At 64.6% G+C, this 23,735-nt stretch carries 23 protein-coding genes and 1 tRNA gene; 14 read left to right on the forward strand and 10 right to left on the reverse strand.

The window, feature by feature from the left end; genetic code table 11:
* Positions 1-37: 37 nt before the first annotated feature.
* Positions 38-289 (forward strand): hypothetical protein, encoded by a 252-nt coding sequence (locus H4V99_RS02820; protein ID WP_280675334.1) that lies wholly within the window; start codon positions 38-40, stop codon positions 287-289.
* Here the strand turns inward: H4V99_RS02820 and H4V99_RS02825 are convergent.
* Both H4V99_RS02825 and H4V99_RS02830 read right to left on the reverse strand, forming a co-directional pair.
* A complete protein-coding gene (locus H4V99_RS02825; RefSeq protein ID WP_280675336.1) occupies positions 286-1,650 on the reverse strand; it encodes a formimidoylglutamate deiminase in 1,365 nt (454 codons plus the stop codon). The two genes, H4V99_RS02820 and H4V99_RS02825, sit on opposite strands and share 4 nt — an antisense overlap.
* Positions 1,647-2,984, reverse strand: coding sequence for an allantoate amidohydrolase (locus H4V99_RS02830; RefSeq protein ID WP_280675337.1), 1,338 nt, complete (start codon positions 2,982-2,984; stop codon positions 1,647-1,649). The genes H4V99_RS02825 and H4V99_RS02830 overlap by 4 nt, the downstream gene beginning before the upstream one ends.
* Positions 2,985-3,019: 35 nt before the next feature.
* Between H4V99_RS02830 and H4V99_RS02835 the strand changes: the two genes are divergently transcribed.
* The 3 genes from H4V99_RS02835 (at position 3,020) to hutI (ending at position 6,580) form a co-directional block, all read left to right on the forward strand.
* Positions 3,020-3,733, forward strand: a complete 714-nt coding sequence (locus tag H4V99_RS02835) for an IclR family transcriptional regulator (protein WP_280675339.1) — start codon at positions 3,020-3,022, stop codon at positions 3,731-3,733.
* Positions 3,726-5,381: a urocanate hydratase gene (gene hutU / locus H4V99_RS02840; protein WP_280675340.1), complete on the forward strand. Its 1,656-nt coding sequence runs from the start codon at positions 3,726-3,728 to the stop codon at positions 5,379-5,381. The genes H4V99_RS02835 and hutU overlap by 8 nt, the downstream gene beginning before the upstream one ends.
* A gap of 95 nt (positions 5,382-5,476) precedes the next feature.
* Positions 5,477-6,580, forward strand: coding sequence for an imidazolonepropionase (gene hutI / locus H4V99_RS02845; RefSeq protein WP_280679913.1), 1,104 nt, complete (start codon positions 5,477-5,479; stop codon positions 6,578-6,580).
* Between the two features lie 22 nt (positions 6,581-6,602).
* On the opposite strand, the gene H4V99_RS02850 is transcribed toward hutI, so the two are convergent.
* Positions 6,603-7,565 carry an ROK family protein gene (locus H4V99_RS02850; RefSeq protein WP_280675341.1) on the reverse strand — a complete coding sequence of 321 codons (963 nt, stop codon included), beginning with the start codon at positions 7,563-7,565 and terminating at the stop codon, positions 6,603-6,605.
* A gap of 247 nt (positions 7,566-7,812) precedes the next feature.
* Here H4V99_RS02850 and H4V99_RS02855 point away from each other — a divergent pair, with 247 nt between their 5' ends.
* Complete coding sequence (locus tag H4V99_RS02855; RefSeq protein WP_280675343.1) at positions 7,813-8,583, forward strand: HAD-IIB family hydrolase; 771 nt, start codon at positions 7,813-7,815, stop codon at positions 8,581-8,583.
* On the opposite strand, the gene H4V99_RS02860 is transcribed toward H4V99_RS02855, so the two are convergent.
* The 5 genes from H4V99_RS02860 to H4V99_RS02880 all read right to left on the reverse strand — a co-directional run bounded on the left by H4V99_RS02860 (position 8,580) and on the right by H4V99_RS02880 (position 14,638).
* Entirely contained in the window at positions 8,580-9,104 is a 525-nt protein-coding gene (locus H4V99_RS02860) for a VanZ family protein (protein ID WP_280675345.1), read from the reverse strand. The two genes, H4V99_RS02855 and H4V99_RS02860, sit on opposite strands and share 4 nt — an antisense overlap.
* A 150-nt stretch (positions 9,105-9,254) precedes the next feature.
* Complete coding sequence (locus H4V99_RS02865) at positions 9,255-10,754, reverse strand: MFS transporter (protein WP_280675347.1); 1,500 nt, start codon at positions 10,752-10,754, stop codon at positions 9,255-9,257.
* Between the two features lie 82 nt (positions 10,755-10,836).
* Positions 10,837-10,910: transfer RNA gene (locus H4V99_RS02870), tRNA-Pro, on the reverse strand.
* A gap of 90 nt (positions 10,911-11,000) precedes the next feature.
* A complete protein-coding gene (locus H4V99_RS02875) occupies positions 11,001-12,065 on the reverse strand; it encodes a metallophosphoesterase (RefSeq protein WP_280675349.1) in 1,065 nt (354 codons plus the stop codon).
* On the reverse strand, positions 12,062-14,638 hold the full coding sequence (locus H4V99_RS02880; protein WP_280675350.1) for a transglycosylase domain-containing protein: 2,577 nt from the start codon (positions 14,636-14,638) through the stop codon (positions 12,062-12,064). The genes H4V99_RS02875 and H4V99_RS02880 overlap by 4 nt, the downstream gene beginning before the upstream one ends.
* A gap of 50 nt (positions 14,639-14,688) precedes the next feature.
* On the opposite strand from H4V99_RS02880, the gene H4V99_RS02885 reads away from it, so the two are divergent.
* Both H4V99_RS02885 and H4V99_RS02890 read left to right on the forward strand, forming a co-directional pair.
* Positions 14,689-14,862, forward strand: a complete 174-nt coding sequence (locus H4V99_RS02885; protein WP_280675351.1) for a hypothetical protein — start codon at positions 14,689-14,691, stop codon at positions 14,860-14,862.
* Positions 14,863-14,864: 2 nt separating this feature from the next.
* Positions 14,865-15,335 carry a RidA family protein gene (locus H4V99_RS02890; RefSeq protein ID WP_280675352.1) on the forward strand — a complete coding sequence of 157 codons (471 nt, stop codon included), beginning with the start codon at positions 14,865-14,867 and terminating at the stop codon, positions 15,333-15,335.
* 67 nt (positions 15,336-15,402) lie between these two features.
* On the opposite strand, the gene acs is transcribed toward H4V99_RS02890, so the two are convergent.
* Positions 15,403-17,373 carry an acetate--CoA ligase gene (acs, locus tag H4V99_RS02895; protein WP_280675354.1) on the reverse strand — a complete coding sequence of 657 codons (1,971 nt, stop codon included), beginning with the start codon at positions 17,371-17,373 and terminating at the stop codon, positions 15,403-15,405.
* A gap of 429 nt (positions 17,374-17,802) precedes the next feature.
* Here acs and H4V99_RS02900 point away from each other — a divergent pair, with 429 nt between their 5' ends.
* The 7 genes from H4V99_RS02900 to H4V99_RS02930 all read left to right on the forward strand — a co-directional run bounded on the left by H4V99_RS02900 (position 17,803) and on the right by H4V99_RS02930 (position 23,343).
* Positions 17,803-18,882, forward strand: a complete 1,080-nt coding sequence (locus H4V99_RS02900; RefSeq protein ID WP_280675356.1) for a TadA family conjugal transfer-associated ATPase — start codon at positions 17,803-17,805, stop codon at positions 18,880-18,882.
* A complete protein-coding gene (locus tag H4V99_RS02905; protein WP_280675358.1) occupies positions 18,879-19,955 on the forward strand; it encodes a type II secretion system F family protein in 1,077 nt (358 codons plus the stop codon). The genes H4V99_RS02900 and H4V99_RS02905 overlap by 4 nt, the downstream gene beginning before the upstream one ends.
* Before the next feature lie 115 nt (positions 19,956-20,070).
* Positions 20,071-21,609 (forward strand): alkaline phosphatase, encoded by a 1,539-nt coding sequence (locus H4V99_RS02910; protein WP_280675360.1) that lies wholly within the window; start codon positions 20,071-20,073, stop codon positions 21,607-21,609.
* 65 nt (positions 21,610-21,674) lie between these two features.
* Positions 21,675-22,220: a hypothetical protein gene (locus tag H4V99_RS02915; protein WP_280675362.1), complete on the forward strand. Its 546-nt coding sequence runs from the start codon at positions 21,675-21,677 to the stop codon at positions 22,218-22,220.
* A gap of 226 nt (positions 22,221-22,446) precedes the next feature.
* On the forward strand, positions 22,447-22,647 hold the full coding sequence (locus H4V99_RS02920) for a DUF4244 domain-containing protein (protein WP_280679915.1): 201 nt from the start codon (positions 22,447-22,449) through the stop codon (positions 22,645-22,647).
* A gap of 28 nt (positions 22,648-22,675) precedes the next feature.
* On the forward strand, positions 22,676-22,993 hold the full coding sequence (locus H4V99_RS02925; protein ID WP_280675364.1) for a TadE family type IV pilus minor pilin: 318 nt from the start codon (positions 22,676-22,678) through the stop codon (positions 22,991-22,993).
* Positions 22,993-23,343: an Rv3654c family TadE-like protein gene (locus H4V99_RS02930; protein WP_280675366.1), complete on the forward strand. Its 351-nt coding sequence runs from the start codon at positions 22,993-22,995 to the stop codon at positions 23,341-23,343. Before H4V99_RS02925 ends, H4V99_RS02930 begins: the two co-directional genes overlap by 1 nt.
* Positions 23,344-23,366: 23 nt before the next feature.
* Here H4V99_RS02930 and H4V99_RS02935 read toward each other — a convergent pair whose 3' ends face one another.
* On the reverse strand, positions 23,367-23,603 hold the full coding sequence (locus H4V99_RS02935; protein ID WP_280675368.1) for a hypothetical protein: 237 nt from the start codon (positions 23,601-23,603) through the stop codon (positions 23,367-23,369).
* Positions 23,604-23,735: the final 132 nt, after the last annotated feature.

Raw genomic sequence — 23,735 nt, forward strand, 5'->3', positions numbered from 1 at the left:
ACATTACGATCGTCACTACGGTTAGGGAGAGAACATCATGGTTCGACGAAGTCTTCTGGCACTCGCATTGGCAGGCCTAGCAATCTTTTTCGTTCCCACTGTCGCCAACGCCGATACCTATGTGCCGGTCGTGCCTGTCAGCAACAGCAACGGCGCGGTTAAAGTGACAGCGCTGGCCGCCACCGGTAGTGACGCAGGCGCTTTCATCTGGCCAGCCGTGGGTGCGTTGGGTCTCGGACTCGGGCTTGTCTCCGTTCCCATCATTCGTCGTCGCCGCGCCCACACCTAGGTACACACGCTCGTGATGGCCCGGGTGAGGTCTGCGACCACATTCGGGTATCTCACGTGTGTGCCCTTCTCCACTACCGTGACACCGTTCACCACGACGTGATGCACATCTGATGCAACGGCAGCAAAAACCACGGTTTCGAGAAAGGTTTTCGGTTCGGCGCCGGCCATGCGCACCGAGTCAGGAGAGACTGTGACAAAGTCTGCCAGGGCACCGACAATCAATCGCCCAAGTTCTGGCCAGCCGAGTGAGGCTGCGCCCCGTGACGTGGCAGACTCCAGCAGATCACAGGCTCGAAAATAGCCCCGGTGTCCACTGCGTACGCGCTCGCCGAGTTCTATTCCACGGGTCTCTTCGAAAAGGTCGATGACGGCGTGGCTGTCGCTGCCCACCGTCAGGTTCACCCCTGCCGCTGCCAGCTGTGCCGCCGGACCAATGCCGTCGGCAAGGTCTCGCTCGGTGGTCACACAGAAGCAGGCCGAAGCGCCGTTGGTAGCCAGCAGCTGCACGTCGGTCACGGTGAGGTGGGTGGCATGCACGGCGGACGCCAGGTGGTCGAGAACGCCGTGCCGGGCCAGCAACTCGGTGGGGCTACAGCCGTAGATGTTTTGGCAGTCTTCATTCTCGGCAGGCTGTTCCGAGACATGCACGTGGATGGGTGCCGTGTGCGCGTGGGCCCAGTCGGCGACGGTGCGCAAGTCCTCGGCCGGAACGGCACGCACGGAGTGCACCGCCGCTCCCACCCGCACGGTGGCACTCTCGAGTTGTTGGTGGGTGAGGGTGGCCCGCTCACTCCACGCGATGGCCGTGCCGTCCCCGAAACGCAGCTGAGCAGGGGAGAGCGGAACATGCGGGTCATCGGGTCCGAGCCCGAAACCGCCCCGCAGGTAGCAGGTGTCGAGGAGTGTGAGCCGAATGCCGGCATCCGTTGCCGCCCGCGCCACGGCCATTGCCATTGCCGTCGGTGAGGCGTACGGTGTGCCGTCCGGGCGGTGATGCAGATAGTGGAACTCGCCGACCGTCGTGATTCCGGCGAGGAGCATCTCGGTGAAGGTGGCACGGGCCAGGGCGTAATAGGTATCGGGCTCCAGTCGCGATGCGACGTTGTACATGCGCTCGCGCCAGGTGAAGAAGGTGCCACGCTCGGCTTGAGTTCTTCCGCGCAGAGCTCGGTGAAAGGCGTGAGAGTGAGCGTTCACGAGGCCGGGGAGCGTGAGGCCCCGAAGAATCGTAGCTCCCTCGGGCGGCGTCAGAACGTTGCGGTCCACCCGCGTGATTGTGCCGCCCGCGGTCTTGATCAGCACACCCTGCTCGGCGTGCTCCTCACCGAGCCAGGCGTGCTCTGCCCACCACACGCTCATGAGGCCACGGGCATGCGTGCGGGGAGTTCGCGTGCGGTGAGCAGAGACGTCAACACCGTGGCGAGGGCCACAACGCCGTCGATACAGTCGCTCTCGGCGGCGAATTCGTTCGGGCTGTGACTGATGCCGGTGGGGTTTCGAACAAAGAGCATGGCCGTGGGCACGGTCGACGCCAGAATCCCGGCGTCGTGGCCGGCCGCGGTAGCCAGGATGGGAACGTCGATACCAGCCACCTGAAGCGACTGCACCAGGTGGTCTCGCAGCGGGACGTTGAAGACGACCGGGGGAGAGGAGGACTCCTGGGTCACCTTGAGCTGCACCCCGTGCTGATCGGAAGCCGCGGTACCCGCGCGCGTCAGATCATCCATGACCCTCGTTACCGACTCAGCTGTGGGGCCCCGGGTGTCGAACCAGGCGTCGACGGCCGTTGCGATCACGTTGGTGCCGTTCGGGTCAACCCGAACGCGCCCACACGTGCTCACCGCCCCGTGCTCGAGAGCGATGTGACGGGCCGCCGAGACGACCTCGGCGAAGGGCAGTAGGGGGTCGTGACGGTCGGCGAGCGCCGTGGTGCCCGCGTGGTTTCCTTCGCCACAGAAGCAGAAGTGCCAACGACCGTGCGGCTGGATGGAACTGGCCACCCCTACCGATGCCCCGCCGTGCATCAGGTACCGGCCCTGTTCCACGTGGAGTTCGACGAAGACACCCACGCGCGCGAGCTGTTCGGGGTCGGCGCCGAGGCCGAGCGGTGAAATGCCGGCGGCCTTGAGGGTGTCGGCGAAGGAGCATCCGTTCGCGTCGGTGAGCCCGCGGGCTCGCTCAGCGTCGATGGCACCGGTGAGGAGTCGGGATCCGAGGCAGGCGAGGCCGAAGCGGGACCCTTCCTCCTCGATGAAATTGACAATGGCGAGCGACCGCCGGGGTGCGACGCCGGCTGCTCGCAGGGCGTCGACGGCGAGGAAGGAGCTGACGACACCGAGGGGGCCGTCGAAGGCGCCGCCGCCCGGCACGCTGTCGAGATGGCTGCCGGTGACGACCGAGTGGGCCTCCGGCGTTCCCCACCAGGCCCACTGGTTGCCATTTTGATCCACCTCCACCTGCAGCCCGCGCGCCTCGGCCTCGCCCACGAACCACTCCCGGAGGGCGAGGTCCACACCGGTGAAGGCGAGGCGGTTGTAGCCGCCCGTGCGCGGGTCGCGGCCCACGGGTGCCAGATCGGACCAGAGCCGGTTGAAGGAGCGGCGCAGGCTGGCGGAGGCGTCTGCAGACGTGGTGAAGGGGAAGGTGGTCACTGCTCCAGTATCGAGGGATTCGCTCGCCGCCACAATGGTCATTGCCATTGTGTGGAATTTGGGTTTTACTAGTTGGCATGACGACCGACACCTCAACCCGCGCCGTCGATCGTGCGCTCAGCCTCCTCGAGGTGATCTGCGACGGCGACGGCCCCACTCTCGCCGAGAGCGCACGGCTCGTGGACCTTGCTCCGAGCACGGCACTGCGGCTGCTTCGCACCCTGCAGTCCAGCGGCTTTGTGCGCAAAGACGAGGCTGGCCAGTATCGACCCGGCAGTCGCATCATTCAGCTCGGTGCGCAGGCGCTCAGCAGCGACTCGCTCGTGGGCCTCGCGCGATCGGCCATGGACCACCTCGTGATGCAGACCGGCGAATCGGCCTATCTCAGCGTTCAGGGACACGGCGACACCGCGCTCTACCTCGCCATTGTGGAGGGTACGCACTCCGTGCGACACGCCAACTGGGTGGGACGCACCGTTCCGCTGCACTCCTCCGCCGCCGGCCAGGCGCTCACCGCACCGGGTGCCGACGTCAGTGCGGTCGGTTATGTGGTGGTGGAGCGGGGTGTCGAAGCGGATGTCACGGCAATCGCCGTTCCCGTGCGCGCCGCTGAACGAACGGTCGCGGCTCTCAGTCTCGTGATCCCCAGTTACCGCGTGGTCCCTGCCGACGTGACTCGCTTCGGTGAGCTGCTCGTTCAGGCCGCAGCGACCGTATCCCGGGCCCTCGGGACGCACCCCGAGACATCCGCTGTGGCACCCGTTACCCGAGAAGAGGAACGTCATGACTGAATCCCGCCCCGTGCGCGCCGCCCGCGGAACCACCCTCACGGCCAAGAGTTGGCAGACCGAGGGCCCCCTTCGCATGCTTATGAACAACCTCGACCCCGAGGTGGCCGAACACCCCGAGAACCTCGTGGTGTACGGCGGCACCGGCAAGGCGGCACGCAACTGGGAGGCCTATGACGCCATTGTGCGCACCCTCACGACGCTCGAAAAAGATGAGACCCTGCTGGTGCAATCCGGAAAGCCGGTGGGGGTTTTTCGCACCCATGAGTGGGCGCCCCGAGTACTCATTGCCAACTCCAACCTGGTGGGTGACTGGGCAACCTGGCCCGAATTTCGGCGCCTGGAGGCACTGGGCCTCACGATGTATGGCCAGATGACCGCCGGGTCGTGGATTTACATTGGTACGCAGGGCATCCTGCAGGGCACTTATGAGACGTTTGCCGCGGTCGCCGCCAAACGCTTCGGTGGCACGCTGGCCGGAACCCTGACGCTCACGGGTGGTGCCGGGGGAATGGGCGGTGCCCAGCCGCTCGCCGTCACGATGAACGAGGGTGTGGTGCTCATCGTTGACGTGGATGAATCTCGGCTGCGGCGGCGCCTCGACCACGGCTATCTGGACGAAATCGCTCTCGACATCGATGACGCCATCGCTCGGGTGCTCACCGCCAAGACCGAGCGCCGTGCACTCTCGGTGGGTCTCGTGGGCAACGCCGCCACCGTGTTCACCGAGCTGCGCGCGCGCGAGGTGCCGATTGACATCGTCACCGACCAAACAAGCGCCCACGACCCGCTCGCCTACCTGCCTGAGGGGGTCACCGTGGCGGAGTGGCATGAGTACGCCGCCGCGAACCCGCATGAATTCACCCGTCGCGCTCGGCTGGCCATGGCCAAGCAGGTGACGGCAATGGTGGAATTTCAGGATGCCGGTGCCGAGGTCTTCGACTATGGAAACTCCATTCGCGCCGAGGCGCAGCTCGGAGGCTGCGACCGCGCCTTCGATTTTCCCGGATTCGTTCCGGCCTATATTCGCCCGCTGTTCGCGGAGGGGAAGGGCCCGTTCCGCTGGGTGGCACTGTCGGGGGACCCGGCCGATATCGCCGCCACCGACAAAGCCATTGTCGACCTGTTTCCCGACGACCAACATCTGCGTCGCTGGATCGAGAAGGCGAGCACCACCGTTCACTTCGAGGGCCTGCCCGCACGCATCTGCTGGCTCGGTTATAAGGAACGACACCTGGCGGGTCTGAAATTCAACGAGATGGTGGCGTCCGGTGAGGTGAGTGCCCCGCTGGTGATTGGGCGAGACCACCTGGACTCGGGTTCCGTCGCCTCGCCGTACCGCGAGACGGAAGCGATGAAGGACGGCTCGGATGCCATTGCCGACTGGCCCCTGCTCAATGCTCTACTCAACACGGCTTCGGGTGCCACGTGGGTCTCCATTCACCACGGTGGCGGTGTGGGCATGGGGCGCAGCATTCACGCCGGTCAGGTGATCGTGGCCGACGGCACCGCGCTGGCCGCCGAAAAGATTGAGCGGGTGCTCACGAACGATCCGGGCACGGGCGTGATGCGCCACGTCGATGCCGGTTACGAACGTGCGGAAGAGGTGGCGAGGGAGCGCGGTCTTCGCGTACCCATGTGGGAGAAGTAGCGACTGTGGGCCACCACGCTCCGACGAGTGCTCAGCCTGCCGAGCTCATCACCAACATTGGGCAGCTGGTCACCAACAGCGGCGACGGGTACGGCATGGCGCGACTGGGTATTCGTCGAGATGCCGCCGTGGTGCTCGCCGAGGGTCGGGTGGCCTGGGTGGGTGCGGCAGCGGATGCCCCCGCCTGCGACACCGTTACCGATGCGGCTGGGGCGTGTGTCATTCCCGGCCTTGTCGACAGTCACACTCACCTGGTCTTTGGCGGCGAGCGTGGGACGGAGTTCGAGGCGCGGATGTCGGGCGAGAAATATTCAGCTGGCGGTATCCGAAGCACGGTGGCTGCCACCCGCGCCGCTTCGGAGGAGTCGTTGCGGGAGCGCACACGCGCGCTGCTGGCCGAAATGCTCGCTCAGGGCACCACGACGGTGGAGATCAAGAGCGGCTACGGGCTCTCGGTCGAGCATGAGGCGCGCCTGGTGCGTCTCGCAGCCGAGTTCACCTCCGAGGTCACCTTTCTTGGTGCCCACGTTGTCCCGGCAGACTTCACCGGTCGGGAGGAGGATTACGTTGACCTGGTCGTGGGTGAGATGCTGAGTGCCTGTTCACCGGCCGCACGCTGGATTGATGTGTTCTCCGAGACCGGTGCCTTCACGGTGGCTCAGAGCCGGCGCATTCTGCAGGCTGGTGCGGCGCTCGGACTGGGGCTGCGCGTGCATGCCAGTCAGCTCGCACCCGGCGGCGGAGTAGCGCTGGCCGTTGAGCTTGACGCCGCGAGCATTGACCACGCTACCTTTCTGACCGATGCCGATGTGGCCCTGTTGGCGGGGTCGCGTACGGTAGCGACGCTGCTCCCCGGCGCGGAGTTCTCGACTCGGCAGCCCTACCCCTCCGCGCGTCGACTTCTCGATGCGGGGGTGACCGTGGCTCTGGCCACTGATTGCAATCCGGGATCGTCGTTCACCTCGTCCATGCCGTTCTGCATGGCCGTCGCCGTGCGGGAGATGGGAATGACCCCGGCAGAGGCACTCTACGCCGCGACGGCTGGCGGGGCCGCCGCTCTGCGGCGCACGGACATTGGCCGCCTTGCGGTGGGTGCGCGGGCCGATGTTGTGCAGCTGACGGCCGATTCCTACGTGTACCTCACCTACCGGCCAGGTGTTCCGCTCGTGCGTCGCGTCTGGAAGGCCGGCATCCGCTAACCCTCGCGTTGCGGCGGGCTAACTAGGGGGCCAGAGTCGCTCGAGCGCGGAGGGCTGCGCCGAGCAGAGCAGAGTTGGGGCCGAGGATAGCGGGAACGACGACGGGGCGCCGGTGAAAACTCAGTAGGGCGTCGAGCCGGCGCCGCAGCGGAACGAATAGCTCGTCACCGGCCCGAGACAGACCGCCGGCGATGACAATCGCCTCGGGCGCGATAACGGCGGCCATTTGCGAGATCGCGAGGGCGAACGCATCGAGAGCATCGTTCCAGACCACATCTGCGGCCGCGTCACCACTGCGCGCCCGTGCCAGTACGGCTTCGGCGCCGGGCAGAACCTCGCCGGTGAGGGCGCCGTAACGGCGCACTATTGCCGCCGCGGAGGCGACCGTGTCGAGGCACCCACGAGAACCGCAGACGCACTTTTCTCCCTTCAGATCCACAATGGAATGACCAATCCCGCCGGCAAAACCACCGCCGGCGTGGGCTTTTCCATTGATGAACAGGCTCGCCGTAATCCTGCTTCCGAAGCGAATGACCACGACGTTGCTAAAGGGTCTGGCCGCGCCCAGTCGAAACTCGGCCTCGCCGATCGCTCGTGCTGTATTGGAGAAGGAACTCGGCAGGTGTAACCGACCTTCGGTCAGTCTCTTGTAGGGCACGTTCGCCCAGCGCAGGTTCGCCGACAGAATGGCGATGCCCTCCTCGTCGTCCACCACACCGGGGGCGATCAGGCCGGCAGCCGCGGGAGCCACCTGCGGAAAATCCCGGGCAAACTGGGTGGTCAGGTCTTCGATGTGCAGCAGTAGTGTCTCCGGAGCGTTGGCGGTGCTCACCGGTGTGGGGGTGCGGCTGAAGCCGAGCATCTGGCCCTGAACGTCGAACAAAGCGGCTTTGGTGCTGGTGTTGCGGGTGTCGAAGGCCAGCACGGCGGCACCGGGGCCGAGTGCCAATGGCTGCACACGGGACACGCTTTCTACGTTTGGCACAGGTTCCTTGAACGTCGATGAATGGAACGCGAACGTTCGGGCGAAAGCGCTGAAGCGCTTCAAGCCTACGTCCTGAATCGTGGCACGGGTCGATTATGGGTAATCGCTCTGCAAACATACTAGTGGTAGGTTTTAGCTCCGCGGGCCTCACTGGCGCAGTCCACTGGCACCCGTCGGGCTAGGCTGACAGGTGCCCTGCGGCGCCGGGGGCGCCCTGACCGGGCTGAAACCGTAAGGACTCGCACTCATGACTGCACTGCCTCGCTTGGTTGCCTTTGACCTCGATGACACGCTCGCCGCCTCGAAGTCGCCGCTCGACCCGCGCATGGCCGCGCTTCTGGTTCGCCTTCTCGATGTTGCCGTGGTGTGCGTCATCTCGGGGGGCAATTTCCCCCAATTCCGAATGCAGCTCGTGGACAATCTCGAGAACGTGTCTGATGCGGCACTCGCGGGTCTGCACCTGCTGCCCACCTGCGGAACGCAGTATTACCGTCACCACGACGGCGCCTGGGCCCAGATCTATGCGGAGAACCTGAGCGACGACGAGAAGACTCGGGCACTCGCTGCCGTCGAGACGAGCGCACGCGATCTGGGCTACTGGGAGACGCAGACCTGGGGTCCCATCCTCGAAGATCGCGGTTCGCAGATCACCTTCTCGGCACTGGGCCAGGCCGCGCCCGTGGCCAGCAAGGTTCACTGGGATCCATCCGGTGAGAAGAAGAATGCCCTGCGTGAAAGGGTGCAGTCCTTGCTACCCGACCTTGAAGTGCGCTCCGGAGGCTCGACATCCGTTGATATCACTCGACGCGGCATCGATAAGGCCTATGGCATGAAGCGCCTCGCCGAACTCACCAATATTGCGCTTGACGACATGCTCTTCATTGGCGACCGGCTCGACGAAAACGGAAACGACTACCCGGTGAAAGTCCTGGGCGTGGAGTGCGTGGCTGTCGACGGTTGGGAAGACACGGCCGCTTACCTCGACACGCTAATTCCCACGCTCGCCGCGCGCCCCTAGGAACGCCCGTCAAGAACGCCGGACTTGTCGGCGCGCGTGCTCATCCGGCGTGCGGTGGGCGGTCGCTCGTCGGTGGATGGCAGCACATGCACGAGACCCAACACGATCAGTGCCAGCATCGTGCCGATAATGGTGCCACCCGTGTTGGCCACGACATCGCGAACGGTAGCGAAACGCTCGGGTAGAAACATGAGCTGGCCGAGTTCGATGCAGCAGCTGGCGAAGAATCCGGCGAAAATGGCGAGCCACCAACGCCGGGCTCTGAGAAGAATCACACCAAGAAGTCCGACGGGCACAAAGAGAGCGATGTTGGCCGCGAACTCCACGAACCCATAGCCGAGCCAGGTGGGCGCACCATGGCGTTGCAGCCAGCCGAGCAAAGACATCAGGTACGTGTGAGCACCTTGATCCACAGGGGTGGGCCAGAATGCGATGAGCGCGAGAGCGGTGAGGTAGACCACGCTCAGCACGATCGCGACACGCTGCAGAGCGGCGTTTCGTCGTAAACGGATCTGGTTCATGCACTCACCTCCACGTGTGAAGCGGTCGGTGCAGGGTAAAAGGCGCAATCGAGCCGCTCACCATTGATCTGTTCATACTAGACACTCTTCGTGGTCGCTGGCACCCGAGAGCTGGCGTTGACAGCAAAAGACAGTCGCGCGCGCAACCGGCTAGTACCAGGGAGTCACCCGCTTCGGGAGGGCGAACACCAGAATCAGAGCCACCACGCTGAAGGCTGCGCTGACCGCCATCGCGTTCGTGGCGCTCGCGGTGAAGGCGGCGGCTACGCCGTCGGGCCCGGGTGCGGTCACGGTGAGGCTCGCGAACAGCACGCTGCCGATGACGGCGATTCCGACCGCGCTTCCCACACGCTGCATCACACCCACGACGGCGCTGGCCGCCCCCGCCTCGGTCGGGTCCACGGTGGCCACGATGAACTGCACGTTCGGGGCGATGAAGAAGCCGCTGCCGAGACCCGCGATCAGGAGGGGCGTCAGGAGGTGCCAGTTAGTGAGGTCTCCCACCGGTGTGAGGAGCAGAACCAGCCAGATCCAGATGAGTCCCACGGTCACGAGGGCGACACCGATTATCAGAACGGTGCGACCCAGAAGTTCGGAAAGCCGGTTGCTCTGTGATGCGCCGATAATGCTGCCGATGGCGAACGGGATCGAGACGAGACCTGACTCCAGGGCGGTGTGGCCGAGGCCCGCCTGCCACAGAATCGAGATGGTGAAGAAAATACTCGTGAAGGCCGCGAAATACACGAGCGCCAAAATGACACCACCGCTGAAGGCCGGGTGGCTGAACAGACGCGGCGGAACGATGGGGGTGAACCCGCGCCGGGTATATGCCACTTCCCACACACCGAAGAGCACAATGAGCACTACGGAACCGGCGAGCGACGCAAAGGTCCACCAGGGCCAGCCCTGATCCTGACCCTCAATCAGCGGAACCAACAGGGCAACGAGACCGGATGAGACGAGCAGTAGACCCACCCAGTCCAGGGCCACGCGAGCCGGTGCTGCGGCGCCGGGTGTACCGCCGCCGGCAACGGCTGCCTCGGCGCGCGAGGGCAGCAACCGGGCGGCAGCGACGAGTGCCACAATCCCGATGGGAAGGTTCACCCAAAAGACGAGTCGCCAGCCATTCTCGTCTCCGAAGGCCTGGATGATCAGGCCACCGACGATCGGTCCGAGAGCGGTGGACACTCCAATAACGGAACCCATGATGGCGAAGGCCTTGCCACGCGCCCGCGGCGGGAACATCAACTGAATCACCGCGGTGACGGCAGGCACAAAAATTCCACCAGCGAGGCCCTGTGCCACCCGCGCAATGATGAGCTGAAGGTCATTCTGTGCGAGGCCACACGCCAGGCTCGCCGCAGTGAAGAGGGCTAGTCCGGTGAAGAACACCCACTTATGTCCGACACGATCGCCGATGCGTCCAGCCGGAATGAGCGCGAGACCGAAAGCGAGGGCGTACCCGGAAATAATCCAGGAGAGCGTCGCCTCGGAGGCGTCGAGGCTGGTGCGAATTGTGGGGAGGGCAACGTTGACAATTGTGGTGTCCAGCAGGGCCATAAACATTCCCGCGAGGAGAACGATGAGGGCTTGCCAGGCGCGCCGCGAAACAACCGGAGTGGCGGCGAGATTCGGATCAATTTTTGACATGGGAGCCGGTCCATTCGCAGGAGAGTGGGGTGCGGGAACAATAAAACCCCCACTCCAAGGAGTGGGGGTTTTATCCCTACAGTCGGGGTAACAGGATTTGAACCTGCGACCTCGTCGTCCCGAACGACGCGCGCTACCAAGCTGCGCCATACCCCGATGGCCCGAGGGCCTCACTTAGTATATGTCCTGTTGTGCCGGTCTGACTAACCGAACCGTGCTCGGGCGTTTCCCCGTCGCGACGAGCGATCAGGCCGCGGTCAGGGTCAGCAGAGTCGCTTCCGGGCGGCACGCGAACCGTACCGGAGCGTAGATCGAGGTGCCGAGTCCCGCCGACACGTTCAGGAAGGCGGTGCGCAACCCCAGATTCCAGAGGCTCAGCCCCTTCACCTGCCGGCGCGGAATGTCGCAGTTGGTCACGAGCGCCCCGAAGCCGGGAACGCACACCTGACCGCCGTGTGTGTGGCCGGCCAGGATGAGCTGGGCGCCGTGGTTCACCAGAGAGTTTAAAACGCGCTGGTAAGGCGCGTGGGTCACGCCGATGGTCACGGTCGGGCGAGGTTCGGTGGCCGTCTCCGGATCCGGCCAGCGCTCATCGGAGAGCGGATCATTCGCACGCAAATCGTCGATCGCCCGTGTGATCAGGTCCAGACGGTCGCGTCCAATGTGCGGGTCGTCGACTCCGAAAAACTCCACGTGCGTTCCGCGTACATCGAGCGCCTCGGCCGCATTGTTGATGTCGGTCCAGCCCAGCTCGGCGAACACGTTGCGCAGCTTGTCGGTGTCCAGAGCACTGCTCGGCTCGCCTGTTGCTCGGGTCTTGGACGGGCCGGCGAAATAACGCAGGGGATTCTTCGCCTGCGGCCCCACGTAGTCATTGGAGCCGTTCACGAAGACGCCGGGAACGCCCTGAAAAGGAGCGAGGGCGAATGCCACCCCATCAATTCCCTCCGCGTGCCCCAAGTTGTCACCCGTGTTCACCACAAGATCCGGCTTCAGCTCAGCCAGAGCGCGGATCCACTCCTGCTTATCCTGTTGCCACGGGGCCATGTGCAGGTCGGAGATATGCAGTACCCGAATGGGCAGAGCACCTGGTGGCAGCACTGGAACGGTCACCTCACGAAGGGTGAAGCGCTTGCGTTCCACGAGGGCACCCCAAGCAAAGGCGGCAAGCCCAGTGGCGGCCACCAGAACGGATGCCGCCGCCACGACCCGGCCGCCGCCTCCTGGCCGGGAGGCGGCCGCCTGCGCATCACGCACAGCGTCCTGCAGGTTCAGGAGGTCAAGGACGTCTGCGGGGCTGACCCGGGTCATCCGTTGGAGTCCTGACCAGGAGGCGCGGCGCCTTCGGCCGGCGTTTTAGTCCCCACCACGATGGTGACGGCCGACCCGGGGGCCGCATCCGTTCCCGCAGCCGGCGTCATGGAGATGACCCTGCCGTCCTGTTTCGCTTCGGCCCCGGTTTGCTCGGTCTTGGTGACGGTGAAGCCAGCCCCGGTGAGCAGGGATCTCGCCTCGGCCTCGGTCTTACCCACGGTATCGGGGATCGCGCTTTGGCTTCCGTTGCTTGACGACACGGTGACCGTGGAACCGCGGTCCGCGTTGGTTCCACCGGCCGGGTCGGTGCTGGCCACGGTTCCTGCGGGCAGCGCGGAGTCGATGACTCCACCGTCGGCGAATTCGAAGCCAGCTGCCACAAGTGTGGCCTGAGCCTCAGCCATGGACTTGCCGCGCAGATCGGGCACGTTTACCTGAACGGCCTGAAGTACGGCGTTCGAGGCCTCCATGAAGGCATCGCCGCCATACTTGGCGTTAGCGACTGACATGACGTCTGGCCACATGCGGTGCCGTGCGGTGGAAGCCGACCCACTCTCGAACCGTATCTTGCGCTGGTTCTTGTAGGTACCACTCACATTCACAACACCCACGACGGTGGCAACCTTGCTGCTGGAGCCGCTCATCCAGGTGTCCTTGGCGTCGTCAGTGGTCCCGGTTTTGCCGATCATGGGAACACGCGGTGAGGTAGACCCGTAGGACTGCTGCGCGGTTCCACTGGTCATAACGCGGCTCATGGCATAGGTCATACCGGCAGCGACCTCGGGTTCCACCGACTGGGTGCAGACGGATTGCGGTACCGGCATGTCGGTACCATCGGCGGCAACCATGGACTCGATGGCGATTGGCGTGCACGTGGAACCGTTGTTGGCGATGCCGGCAAAGGCTACGGCCATGGTGAGCGGCGCAATCTCGTTGGTACCCAGAACAGACCCGGCACCCTTTTCCAGCACTTTGCCGTTGGCGCGGTGCACGTCAAAGGCTTCGGCCGTGCTGCGAATACCGCAGAGGTCGAGCTCCTTGGCCATGCCAATGAAGCCGGTGTTGATGGAACCGATCGTGGACTGCAGGGCGCTGTAATTGCGGCCCGACTCATTCGCATCGTTACGCGGACTGAAGCCGGGGAAGGACTGTGGCCCATCGCAGCTGTCCTGGAACGTACCCCAGTCGGATCGTCGCGCCGTGTCGGCACGCTCGTTCAGCGTATGACCTTCCTTGAGCCACTCGGCCAGAGTGAAGACCTTGTAGGTGGACCCGGGCTGGAATCCGCCGGACCCACCCGCGGTATAGTCCGTGTTGTAGTTAATGCCGGTGAAGTTGGCGCCGGTCTGGTTCGGGTCCTGCGTGTAGTCCTTGTTCTGCGCCATCGCGAGAACCTTGCCGGTTCCCACGCCCACGCTAGACACAACACCGCCCACATCCCAGTTGGCCATGGACTTGGGAACGTTCTGGTCGAGGGTGGCGACGGCAGCGTTCTGCAGGTCGAGGTCGAGGGTCGTGTAGACGCTGTAACCACCGCGACGGAAGTTCGCCAAACGGGCATCTTCGTCCTCACCAAAGGTGGGGTCGGTCTTCAGTACGTGCGTGACGTAGTCGCAGAAAAACGCATTGGCACCGGCGGTCTGGCACCCGGTCGACGATGACGTGATGGTGGGTTCGATCGGAGAGGCAACCGCGGCGTCGTGGTCCTCTTGGCTGATCTTCTTATACTCGAGCATCTCGCCCAGAATGTAATCGCGACGCACCTTGTTATCGGCGTAGCCGTTGGCTGCGCCGTTGGTTTCACTGTCGGGCCTGTCGAGCTGGTACTTCACCGGGTTGTTCACGATCGCCACGAGGCTGGCGGCCTGCGGAAGGGTGAGGTTCGCCGCGGTGGTGTTGTAGTAATAGTTGGCAGCAGATTCGATGCCGTACACCGTCCCACCGAAACCGGTGATGTTCAGGTACTGGCGAAGGATGTCTTCCTTGGAGTAATTCTTATCCACGCCAATGGCCAAGCGCATCTCTTTGAGCTTGCGGTCGATGGACACCTCGGTGGCGTCGTTGTAGCACGACTGCCGCTTCTCGGCGTCGTTCATGGCCTCACATTTTTGCACGAGCACGTTTTTCACGTACTGCTGCGTGATGGATGACCCACCGCGCGTCGCGCCGCCCGCAAACGTGGTCACGGCGCCGCTGACGGTGCCCTGCAGGTCAATTCCGCCGTGTTCGAAGTACCGGGGATCTTCACCGGTCACGGCAGCGTCCTTCGCGAACTGACTGATCGCGTCGGACGACACCTCCACGCGGTTCTGTTCATAGAACGAGGCGAGAAGCACGGGCGTTCCATCGGCCTGCTTGGCGTAAATATTGCTCTTCTGGGCCAGCTGATCAATGGACAGGTACGCCGGCATGTTCTCAAACACGTTAATGGTGTTGGTGGCGGCCATACCCGAGAGGGCCAGGGCGGGAGTGACGCTGACGGTCACGAGGACCCCGGCGACAACGCTCATACCGATCAAGGCCAGGAACCCCGCAAGGGCTCCGCTCATCGTGGTTTTTTTGGCAGACATAGACTTGAGCGTAAGCGACAAATCTGGAAAACCGCCTCAATAGGAGACACATGCCCACCTGGGAGTACCTCACAACGCCGTTGATGATCCACAACACCGCCGCAATCCTGAACAACTGGGGCTCTGACGGGTGGGAGCTCGTTCAGGTTGTCACCGGTCCTGAAGGGGGCCTCGTGGCGTATATGAAGCGTCCGATCGCCCCCGCAACCGTGGCAGGTGCCTAGACATGACACAGATTGCGGCACGCCTTCTCGAGCTGGGTATCGAGCTGCCCCCCATAGTGGCGCCGGTTGCCGCGTATGTGCCGGCCATGGTTTCCGGCTCTCTCGTCTACACCGCGGGGCAGCTGCCGATGGTGGCCGGGGTGCTCCCGGCCGTAGGCAAGGTGGGTGAGGGTCACGGACTCGTCCCGGCTGCCGACGCCAAGGCGTATGCCCGCCAGTGTGCGTTGAACGGTCTCGCCGCAATCAAGGGGGCCATCGGTTCCCTGGACCGCATCACCCAGATCGTCAAGGTCACGGGTTTCGTGGCATCCGATCCGTCGTTTACCGGTCAGCCCGCAGTCATCAACGGTGCCTCTGAGGTTTTGGCCGAGATTTTCGGCGACCGCGGTCAGCACGCCCGCTCCGCCGTGGGCGTGGCCGTACTTCCGCTTGACGCTCCGGTGGAGATCGAGTTCATCGTGGCATTCGCTTAACCACGTTGACGCAGAGAATGGCCGCTTCCCGGATGGGAGGCGGCCATTCTTGTGGGAAGGAGCCGGGTTACTTCATCTTCTGCGTGATGATCTGCATCACCGAGGTGTCAGCGAGGGTGGACGTGTCACCCACCTCACGCCCCTCGGCCACGTCGCGAAGCAGACGGCGCATGATCTTGCCCGAACGCGTCTTCGGCAGTTCGTCCACAATGAAGATTTCCCGCGGGCGGGCGATCGCACCAATTTGCTGAGCAACGTGTGCTCGCAGAACCGCACTGATGTCCTCGTGGGAGGCCGTTTCCGCCTGGCTGAACTTGATCACGACGAACGCCACAACCGCTTGGCCGGTGACCTCATCGGAGGCACCAACGACGGCCGCTTCGGCGGTCAGCGAATGCGCCACCAGGGACGACTCGATCTCCGCCGTGGACAAGCGGTGACCCGACACGTTCATGACATCGTCGACACGCCCCAGCAACCAGATATCGCCGTCGTCATCGAGGCGCGCGCCGTCGCCGGCGAAGTACAGCGGGCCGTCCTTCGCACCGGTCGTTCCCGCGAACTTGTCCCAGTAGGTTTCCTTGAAACGCTCCGGGTCTCCCCAGATTCCGCGCAGCATCGCCGGCCAGGGCTCGGTGACAACGAGAAGTCCGCCGTTGCCATGGCCCACGTGGGTGCCGTCGTCATCGAGAACATCGATCGCGATTCCGGGGATCGGAACCTGTGCTGCTCCGGGCTTTGTCTCCGTGACCCCGGGGAGCGCCGACACCATGATGGAACCGGTCTCGGTCTGCCACCAGGTGTCCACAATGGGAGTGAGGTTGCCACCGATAACCTCGCGATACCACATCCAGGCCTCGGGGTTGATGGGCTCGCCCACCGATCCGAGCACGCGCAGGCTGGTGAGGTCGAACTTCTGCGGAATCTGACGACCCAGCTTCATGAACGTGCGAATCGCGGTGGGAGCCGTGTAAAGAATACTCACCCGGTACTTCTCGATGATCTCCCACCAGCGGCCGGGGTGCGGTGAGTCCGGTGTGCCTTCGAACAGTACCTGGGTGGCACCGTTCGCGAGTGGACCGTACACAACGTAGCTGTGTCCGGTGATCCAGCCCACGTCGGCGGTGCACCAGTAGACATCCGTTTCGGGCTTGAGGTCAAAGACATTCTTGTGGGTGAACGCGTTTTGCGTGAGGTACCCACCACTGGTGTGGAGGATGCCCTTCGGTGCCCCCGTGGTGCCGGATGTGTAGAGGATGAAGAGGGGGTTTTCGGCCGGGAAGGCCTCGGCCACGTGTTCGGCCTCCACGGAGGCGAGCTCGTCGTGCCACCAGAGGTCGCGGTCGTTCCACTCCACGTCCTGGCCGGTGCGCTTGACGACGAGCACGTTCTTCACCGAGGAGTCCCCGGTCTGCAGTGCGGCATCGACGGCCGGCTTGAGGGCCGAGATGCGGCCCTTGCGGTAGCCGCCGTCAGCGGTGATGACGAGCACGGCGTTGGCGTCGTCGATCCGAGAACGCAGGCTCTCGGCGCTGAAGCCACCGAAAATGACCGAGTGCACGGCACCGAGACGGGCTACGGCCAGCATCGAGATGACGGCCTCAGGAATCATGGGTAGGTAGATGGCCACCCGGTCACCGGCTGTGACGCCCAGCTTGATCAGAACATTGGTGGCGCGCTTGACCTCAGCGGTCAGTTCCGCATAGGTGATATCGCGGGAGTCGCCGGGCTCACCCTCGAAGTGCAGAGCGACTCGGTCACCGTTGCCGGCAATCACGTGGCGGTCAAGACAGTTATAGGCGACGTTCAGTTCGCCGTCATCGAACCACTTCGCGAACGGCGCGTTGGTCCAATCAAGGGTTTTGGTGAACGGCTTGTGCCAGTGCAGCAGCGCACGGGACTGGTCTGCCCAGAATCTGAGACGGTCAGCCTGAGCATCGGCATAGAGTTCCGGGCTGGCTGCGGACTGCGCAGAAAACTCGGCTGTGGGCGCGAATCGACGGGATTCGTTGAGGAGGTGATCAATCTGAACGCTCATATTTTTTGTGTCGCTCCTTTGCGATGCTGTAAATGCAGGCGTGGGGTCGCCACACCTGAACCATACCGCCCAGAAGGACGTCCTTCGCCCCCGCGTGCGTTTGGGGGTAATGAATGGGCCTGACGCGGGTAAATTTCTTTCCCGTGCAGGAGGTGCCCAATAAAGAGTCGATATGGACTTGCGCTTCTCGCCATGGCTTGTACACTGATATCCGTCAGAACGAAAGTTTTGGCCAGCAATACGTATGGTTCCCCCCAATCTACGTATTGCTAGGCGGCACCTGTTCCCCCCAATAGGTGCCGCCCCCTTTTTTTAATGAGGCGTGTGTGGTGCCGGAGCACGTCCTCCACAAGAACAGCCCGGGACGGGTTGTGTTACCGATCCGGGAATCCTGGGCGCGACCGCCGTACGGGATCTATTCTCGGCCTCATGACCGAGCCATTCGTTGCCGTTCCCTCCTACGTCACGCAACCGGTGCGGACTCGCCCGCCAGGCGCTGACCCGATTCCGCCTCCACCCCTGCCCGTTTCCCTGTCTGTTCCGGGCCGCGCGGCGCACCCAGCGGATGCCCGGCGGGCAGACTCTCTGGGTCCGCTCGCGCCGTATGCCGCGGACCCGCTCGTGACCGACCTCTTCGTGAATGGTGAATCCGGGCTGTGGTCGGATTCCGGCTCCGGGCTCGTGCACGAATCCCGGTGGCGGTGCACCGAGGCGGAAGCGCGGCACCTTGCCGTTCGCCTGATCGCTCTGGGCGGCAGGCACCTCGACGAAGCGAGCCCGTGTGTTGATGTGCGGCTTGCCGACGCAATTCGCGTGCACGCTGTTCTTCCGCCGGCCTCAAGCTCCGGCACATTGATCTCGGTGCGGTTGCCCCGGCGGGAGCACCTGGACCTCGCCGCCCTGAGTACCGCGGGCATGTTCGGGCGGGAGCCGGCGGCATCCGCTGTGCTCGAGCGCCTGCGTCTGGCGGTGGCCCACCGGGAGAATCTGCTCGTGACCGGCGCGGCTGGAAGCGGCAAGACGACCCTGCTGGCGGCGCTGCTGGGTGAAGCGCCGCCGGGGGAGCGAATCGTTGTTATTGAGGACGTGGCCGAACTGCGGGTGGCGCACCCGCACGTGGTCGGGCTGGAGGCACGTCAGGCGAACCTGGAGGGGGCCGGCCGCATTGGTCTCGAGGCTCTCGTGCGGGAGGCGCTGCGCATGCGACCCGATCGGCTTGTGCTCGGCGAATGTCGGGGCGCCGAGGTGCGGGAGCTACTGACGGCGCTGAACACCGGGCACGACGGCGGGGCGGGAACTTTGCACGCGAATTCGCTGGATGATGTGCCCGCGCGGCTGGAGGCGTTGGGGGCACTCGCGGGGATGAGTGCCGAGGCTGTGGCACGTCAGACCGTGAGCGCCATCGATTTGGTGTTGCACCTGGAGCGGTTCGGTGCCCGGCGGCTGCTCACCCGAATGGGGAGGTTCGAACTCGACGGGCGTGACCGGCTCATCATGGTGAATGAGTGACGACGTCCCTGTTCGAGCGGCGCCGAGTCGGAAGGCGCCGGGTCCACGCGGCGCCACTTGACGAGGTGGCAGCCATCACTCAGCGCCTCGCGGTGCTCCTGAGCGCGGGGGTGGCTCCCAGCTCGGCCTGGTCGTACTTGGTGCCCGAGGTCGCAGAGGACTCTGCGGTGCGGCCCTTGTGGCATGACGGGAAGTCGGGTGAGGGGACACCGGTTGCCGTGGACACTGACCGCGCTTCAGCGGGCGCGGCCGGCCTAATTGAGGCAGCCGTCGACGCCGCCGTGCGGGGTGACAGCGTGCCCGATGCTCTGGCCGATCGGGCTCGTCTGGTGGGCGGGGAGGTGGGTGAGGCCTGGCTCGGACTCGCTGCCGCGTGGGAGGTGGCGACGGTGGCGGGAGCGCCGCTTGCCGCGTGCCTGCGCACTCTGGCGGCAACGTTTCGCGAGCTCGGGCAACTGCACCGGGATTGTCAGGTGGCCCTCTCCGGACCGCGTGCCACGGCACGGCTCGTGATGGGACTACCGGTCGGCGGCATTCTGGTGGGCGCGGCTATGGGGTTCAACGCGGTGCACATGTTGTTTTTCACCGCGCCGGGGTGGTTGTGCCTGTGCACTGGCGGCGCGCTCATGTGGGTGGCGAGTCGGTGGAATCGTCGGCTCGTGTCGACGGCCACAGCGGCTGCCACGACTCCCGGTCTGCAACTGGACCTGATGGCCATCGCGATGGCGGGTGGCGCATCGGTTGACCGGTCGCGACGCCTTGTGCAGGAGACCACCTTGCGGTTTGGCATCCCGTGCTCGGTTCTCGCCGATAATTCTCGCTCCCCGGAGGGCTCGACGCTCACCCGCGTGCTGCGGTTGTCGGAGCGGGCAGGTGTTCCGGCCGCCGAATTGCTGCGCAGTGAGGCCCAGCAGATACGACAGGACGCACGCAGTGCGGGTCAGCAGCGGGCGGAGGCGCTCGCTGTGACGCTGATGCTGCCGCTCGGGCTGTGTGTGCTGCCGGCGTTCATGCTCGTGGGGGTGGTGCCGCTCGTGCTGTCAATCCTGGCCGGCACCCTGGAGTCGTTCTGAGCGGGAGCCGCGTTTGATGTTCATTGTTTGTACACAAAAATGTCGGTCGCTACTTCTACGGTTTCTCTGGCGACAGGAGTTGCCCTTGTCCACCTGTTACACGGGGAGATTTCTGATGAAACGAAGAGTTCCGATCCTGACTGCACTGACCCTGGTCACGGCACTTGTTGCCGGGGCCACGGTCGCCGCCGTGGCCGGCGTCGTACCGGCGGCATCCGCTGATTCGAGAGACAAGAGCCGCGCTCAGAACGTGATCTACCTGCTCGGAGACGGCATGGGCCGCACCCATGTCACCGCTGCCCGCGAGCGCTTCTACGGCGCCAACGGTGAGCTCGCCATGGAAACCCTCCCCGCTCAGGGACACGTGAGCACCTACGCGGTGGAAAAGCTTTCCGGTCAACCCGGCAGCGCCGATTTTGCACCGAACCCGGTGACGGATTCAGCCTCGGCGGCCACCGCCTGGTCGTCCGGGGTCAAGACCTATAACGCGGCCTTGGGCGTGGATGCCAAGGGTGCAGTCGCCCCCACCATCATGGAACTCGCCAAGCAGGCGGGCCTTCGCACGGGCAACGTCTCGACGGCCGAGATTACGGATGCCACACCGGCGGGTCAGATGAGCCACGCGCTCGCGCGCGGTTGCCAGGGCCCCGTCTATTCCGCCGCTGCCTGTCAAGACCTCAGCATCACCGGCACCGCGTTGCCGACCAGTGACGTTCGCGTGACACCCATCGCTGATCAGATCGCCCGAAATGGTACCGCCGACGTGATTCTCGGTGGTGGCCTCGGCCGGTTCGACGCCGCCGACGAGACCGCGCTCAAGGACCAGGGCTATAACGTGCTCGGCTCCAGTGCCTCGCAGACCGTGGCCACCAAGGCTGACCTCGAAGGTGCCACCGGTTCCAAGGTATTCGCACTCTTCAACCGCGGCAATCTCACGATTGAGAAGGCAAAGCAGGACAACCCGTCGTCCGTTGAGGCGCTCGAGCCGACTCTGCCGGAGATGACCAAGAAGGCCATCGCACTGCTCTCCGACACACAGGCGAAAGGCTCACAGGGCCAGTCAGCCTCGCGATCTCAGTCGGGCACGGGTTTTTACCTTCAGATTGAGGGGGCACTCATCGACAAGCGTTCGCACGCTAATGATGCCGCGCAGACACTCGCCGAGATGAAGGCCTTCGACGACGCGGTTGCTGTCGCCCGCGACTTTGCCAAGCGCGACGGGAACACGCTCGTGATCGTCACCGCGGACCACGAGTGTGCCGGGTTCAACATCATCGAAAAGGGCACATTCACTAATGCGGAAGCCGTGACGCCACCCGCCAATGTGGACAGTGGAAACACCGCCAACAATTCCACTCCCTCACGCGGCTCGAACACGCGGGACACCTCGCGCAGCACCGGTGCCGTCAACGGTGCCGGCAGCACCGACCCGAAGAACTTCGCGCCGGCCACCTTTCGGGTGCCCACGGATGCCGCGGATGTGAAGGATGGTTCCCCCGAGGCGGGCCTCTGGCTGAGCTATCTCTCGGGCAATCACACGGGAGCAGATGTTCCAGTGTTCGCGACCGGCCCCGGCTCTGAACAGTTGCAGGGTACGGTCGACAACATCGAGCTGTTCGGCATTGTGGGGCGCTCGCTCGGCCTCGTACGCTAGGACCGTCAAACTCTCCGCCCGGGGAGAATTCCCTCCCCGGGCTGTCCCCAACGTCAGGACATGTCATGTCTCAGTCTTCGTCCCGGTCTCACACCGTCCTCACGGTTACCGTCATCGTGGGTGCCGCGCTTCTTGGTCTGCTCATCTTTCTCGCGCTGGGTGCCATCCAGCTCGAGAGAGAGGTGTCGGCTGATCCGGCCTCGGCGGCACAGACCACCTTTGTGGGTCTCCCGGCCCCCTCCGGTGAACCCGAGCTTGCAAGCATCGCAGCGCTCACACCTCGGCCAGGCGAGGTGGTGCGAGCCAGTGGCCCGTTTGACGATCGCTTTGTGGTGGAGGATGTTCTTTTCACCGGGGATGCAGTGACCGGTGCAATCCGTGTCACGAGCGACGTGAGCGCAGTGCTTGAACTTGAGGTGCTCACGGGTTTTTACGACGAGTCGGGAACACTGCTCACAACGGGTCGTTTCGTGCACCACCTCGACGACAACGGTGACGCTCACGACGGGCCGCCGGAGGAGAGCGTGCAGTTCAGCGTTCCCGTCCCCGCAGACAGCGTGGGCCAGGCTGTCTCAGTGTCGGTGGGAGTCCCTGTTCTCGTCAACGAGTAGTCGCGTCATCTCCTCCACAGTGCGGCGCAGCTGGTGCTTCTGAACGCATGGGGCGTCGGTGACCTCGTCACGGGTGGATCGCGGCACAGTGGTGTTACTCGAGCCGCCCGCGACCGCGTTTCACGACGCAGATGGAGACGACACCGTGCTTACCCCGCAGGAGCCTGACCAGACCTGTTCCCTTGCTCCAGCCCGCCAGACCCCGGTCGGGAGCACGACGCCGCTCGTGTCCCCGCCACGCGCCGCGCGGGTTCCTCGCGCGCTGCGCCGTGAGTGGTTTCGCGACGAGGGGGCCGCAACCGCCGAGTATGTGGTGGCCACCATGGCCGCGGTAGGTTTTGCCGGCCTCCTGATTGTTATTCTGCGCGGCGACGAGGTGCGCTCCATTCTCACCGACCTTGTGCGCCGTGCTCTCTCGGTGGGCTAGCGCCAAGCACCGCAGCGACGCTGGCACCGTGACCGCCGAACTCGCCACCGTCTTGCCGGCAGTGGTGCTTGTCTTGGGTTGCTGCCTCGGGGCCGTTCAGGTGATCGGTCAGCAGGTTCGCCTCACTGACGCGGCCGCGGACGCCGCCCGATCCCTGTCCCGCGGCGACACGACCGAGCAGGTGGCCGAGGTGGTCACCGGCCAGGTACCGGGGGCGAGCCTCTCGGTACAGCAGCGTGGCAACTTTGTCTGTGCTCGGCTTGTTGCGATGAGTCAGCTCGGAGTGTTCACCATCGCTGGCCTGCGCCTCGAAGCTCAGTCCTGCGCGCTCGCCGGAGGGCTGTGATGCGCGGAGCCCGCAACGCCGGCGGTGAGGGCGGTGCCGGATCGGTGTTGGCACTGGGGATCCTCGGTGCCACGATTGCTCTCACCGCCGTACTCGTGCCGCTGTTGTCGACGCTGGCGGTTAACCAGTCGGTGCAGAACGCAGCGGATGCCGCGGCGCTCGCTGCTGCCGACACGGCTTCGGGCTTCGTGTCGGGATACCCGTGCGAAGTCGCCGCCGAAGCTGCAATGCTGGGTGGCGCGGCCGTGCAGCGCTGCAGCGTTATCGGGCTTATCGCCACGGTGAGCGTGCATCGGCGCTTCCTTGTTTTTGACCTGGGTTCGACGGCCCGTGCCGGGCCGCCGCCCTGATTCCTGCCTCGCCGGAGCAAGCTTTAGCCGAAGATGGCCTCGAGAAACCGGTATTCCACAGCGGTGGGCCGAACGGGAATGCTCGACCCCTCGTACTCGAGGCCGGATCCACGGGTATAGAGGTAGCGCTTGCCCGCCTCGGCCGGAATCTCGATCCTCGCCCGCGGATCTCCGGAGTCGAGGAACTCGGTCGTGATGGTTTTGCCTTGGAGTGGGCCATCCGTCAACTTCGCGGTGTACCTGCCCTGCGTTGTTTCCATGAAACCATTGTCCTCAGCCAGGCCAAACCCGCAAGGGTTGATTTCGCTGGGGCCCACGGGGGCATAATCGGCTCAAACCCGCTCCCGTCATGGTCAAACCCGCCATTGGGGGTTGCCCCCCGATTAGGCGGG

This window comes from Cryobacterium sp. CG_9.6 (assembly GCF_029893365.1).
Taxonomy (GTDB): domain Bacteria; phylum Actinomycetota; class Actinomycetes; order Actinomycetales; family Microbacteriaceae; genus Cryobacterium.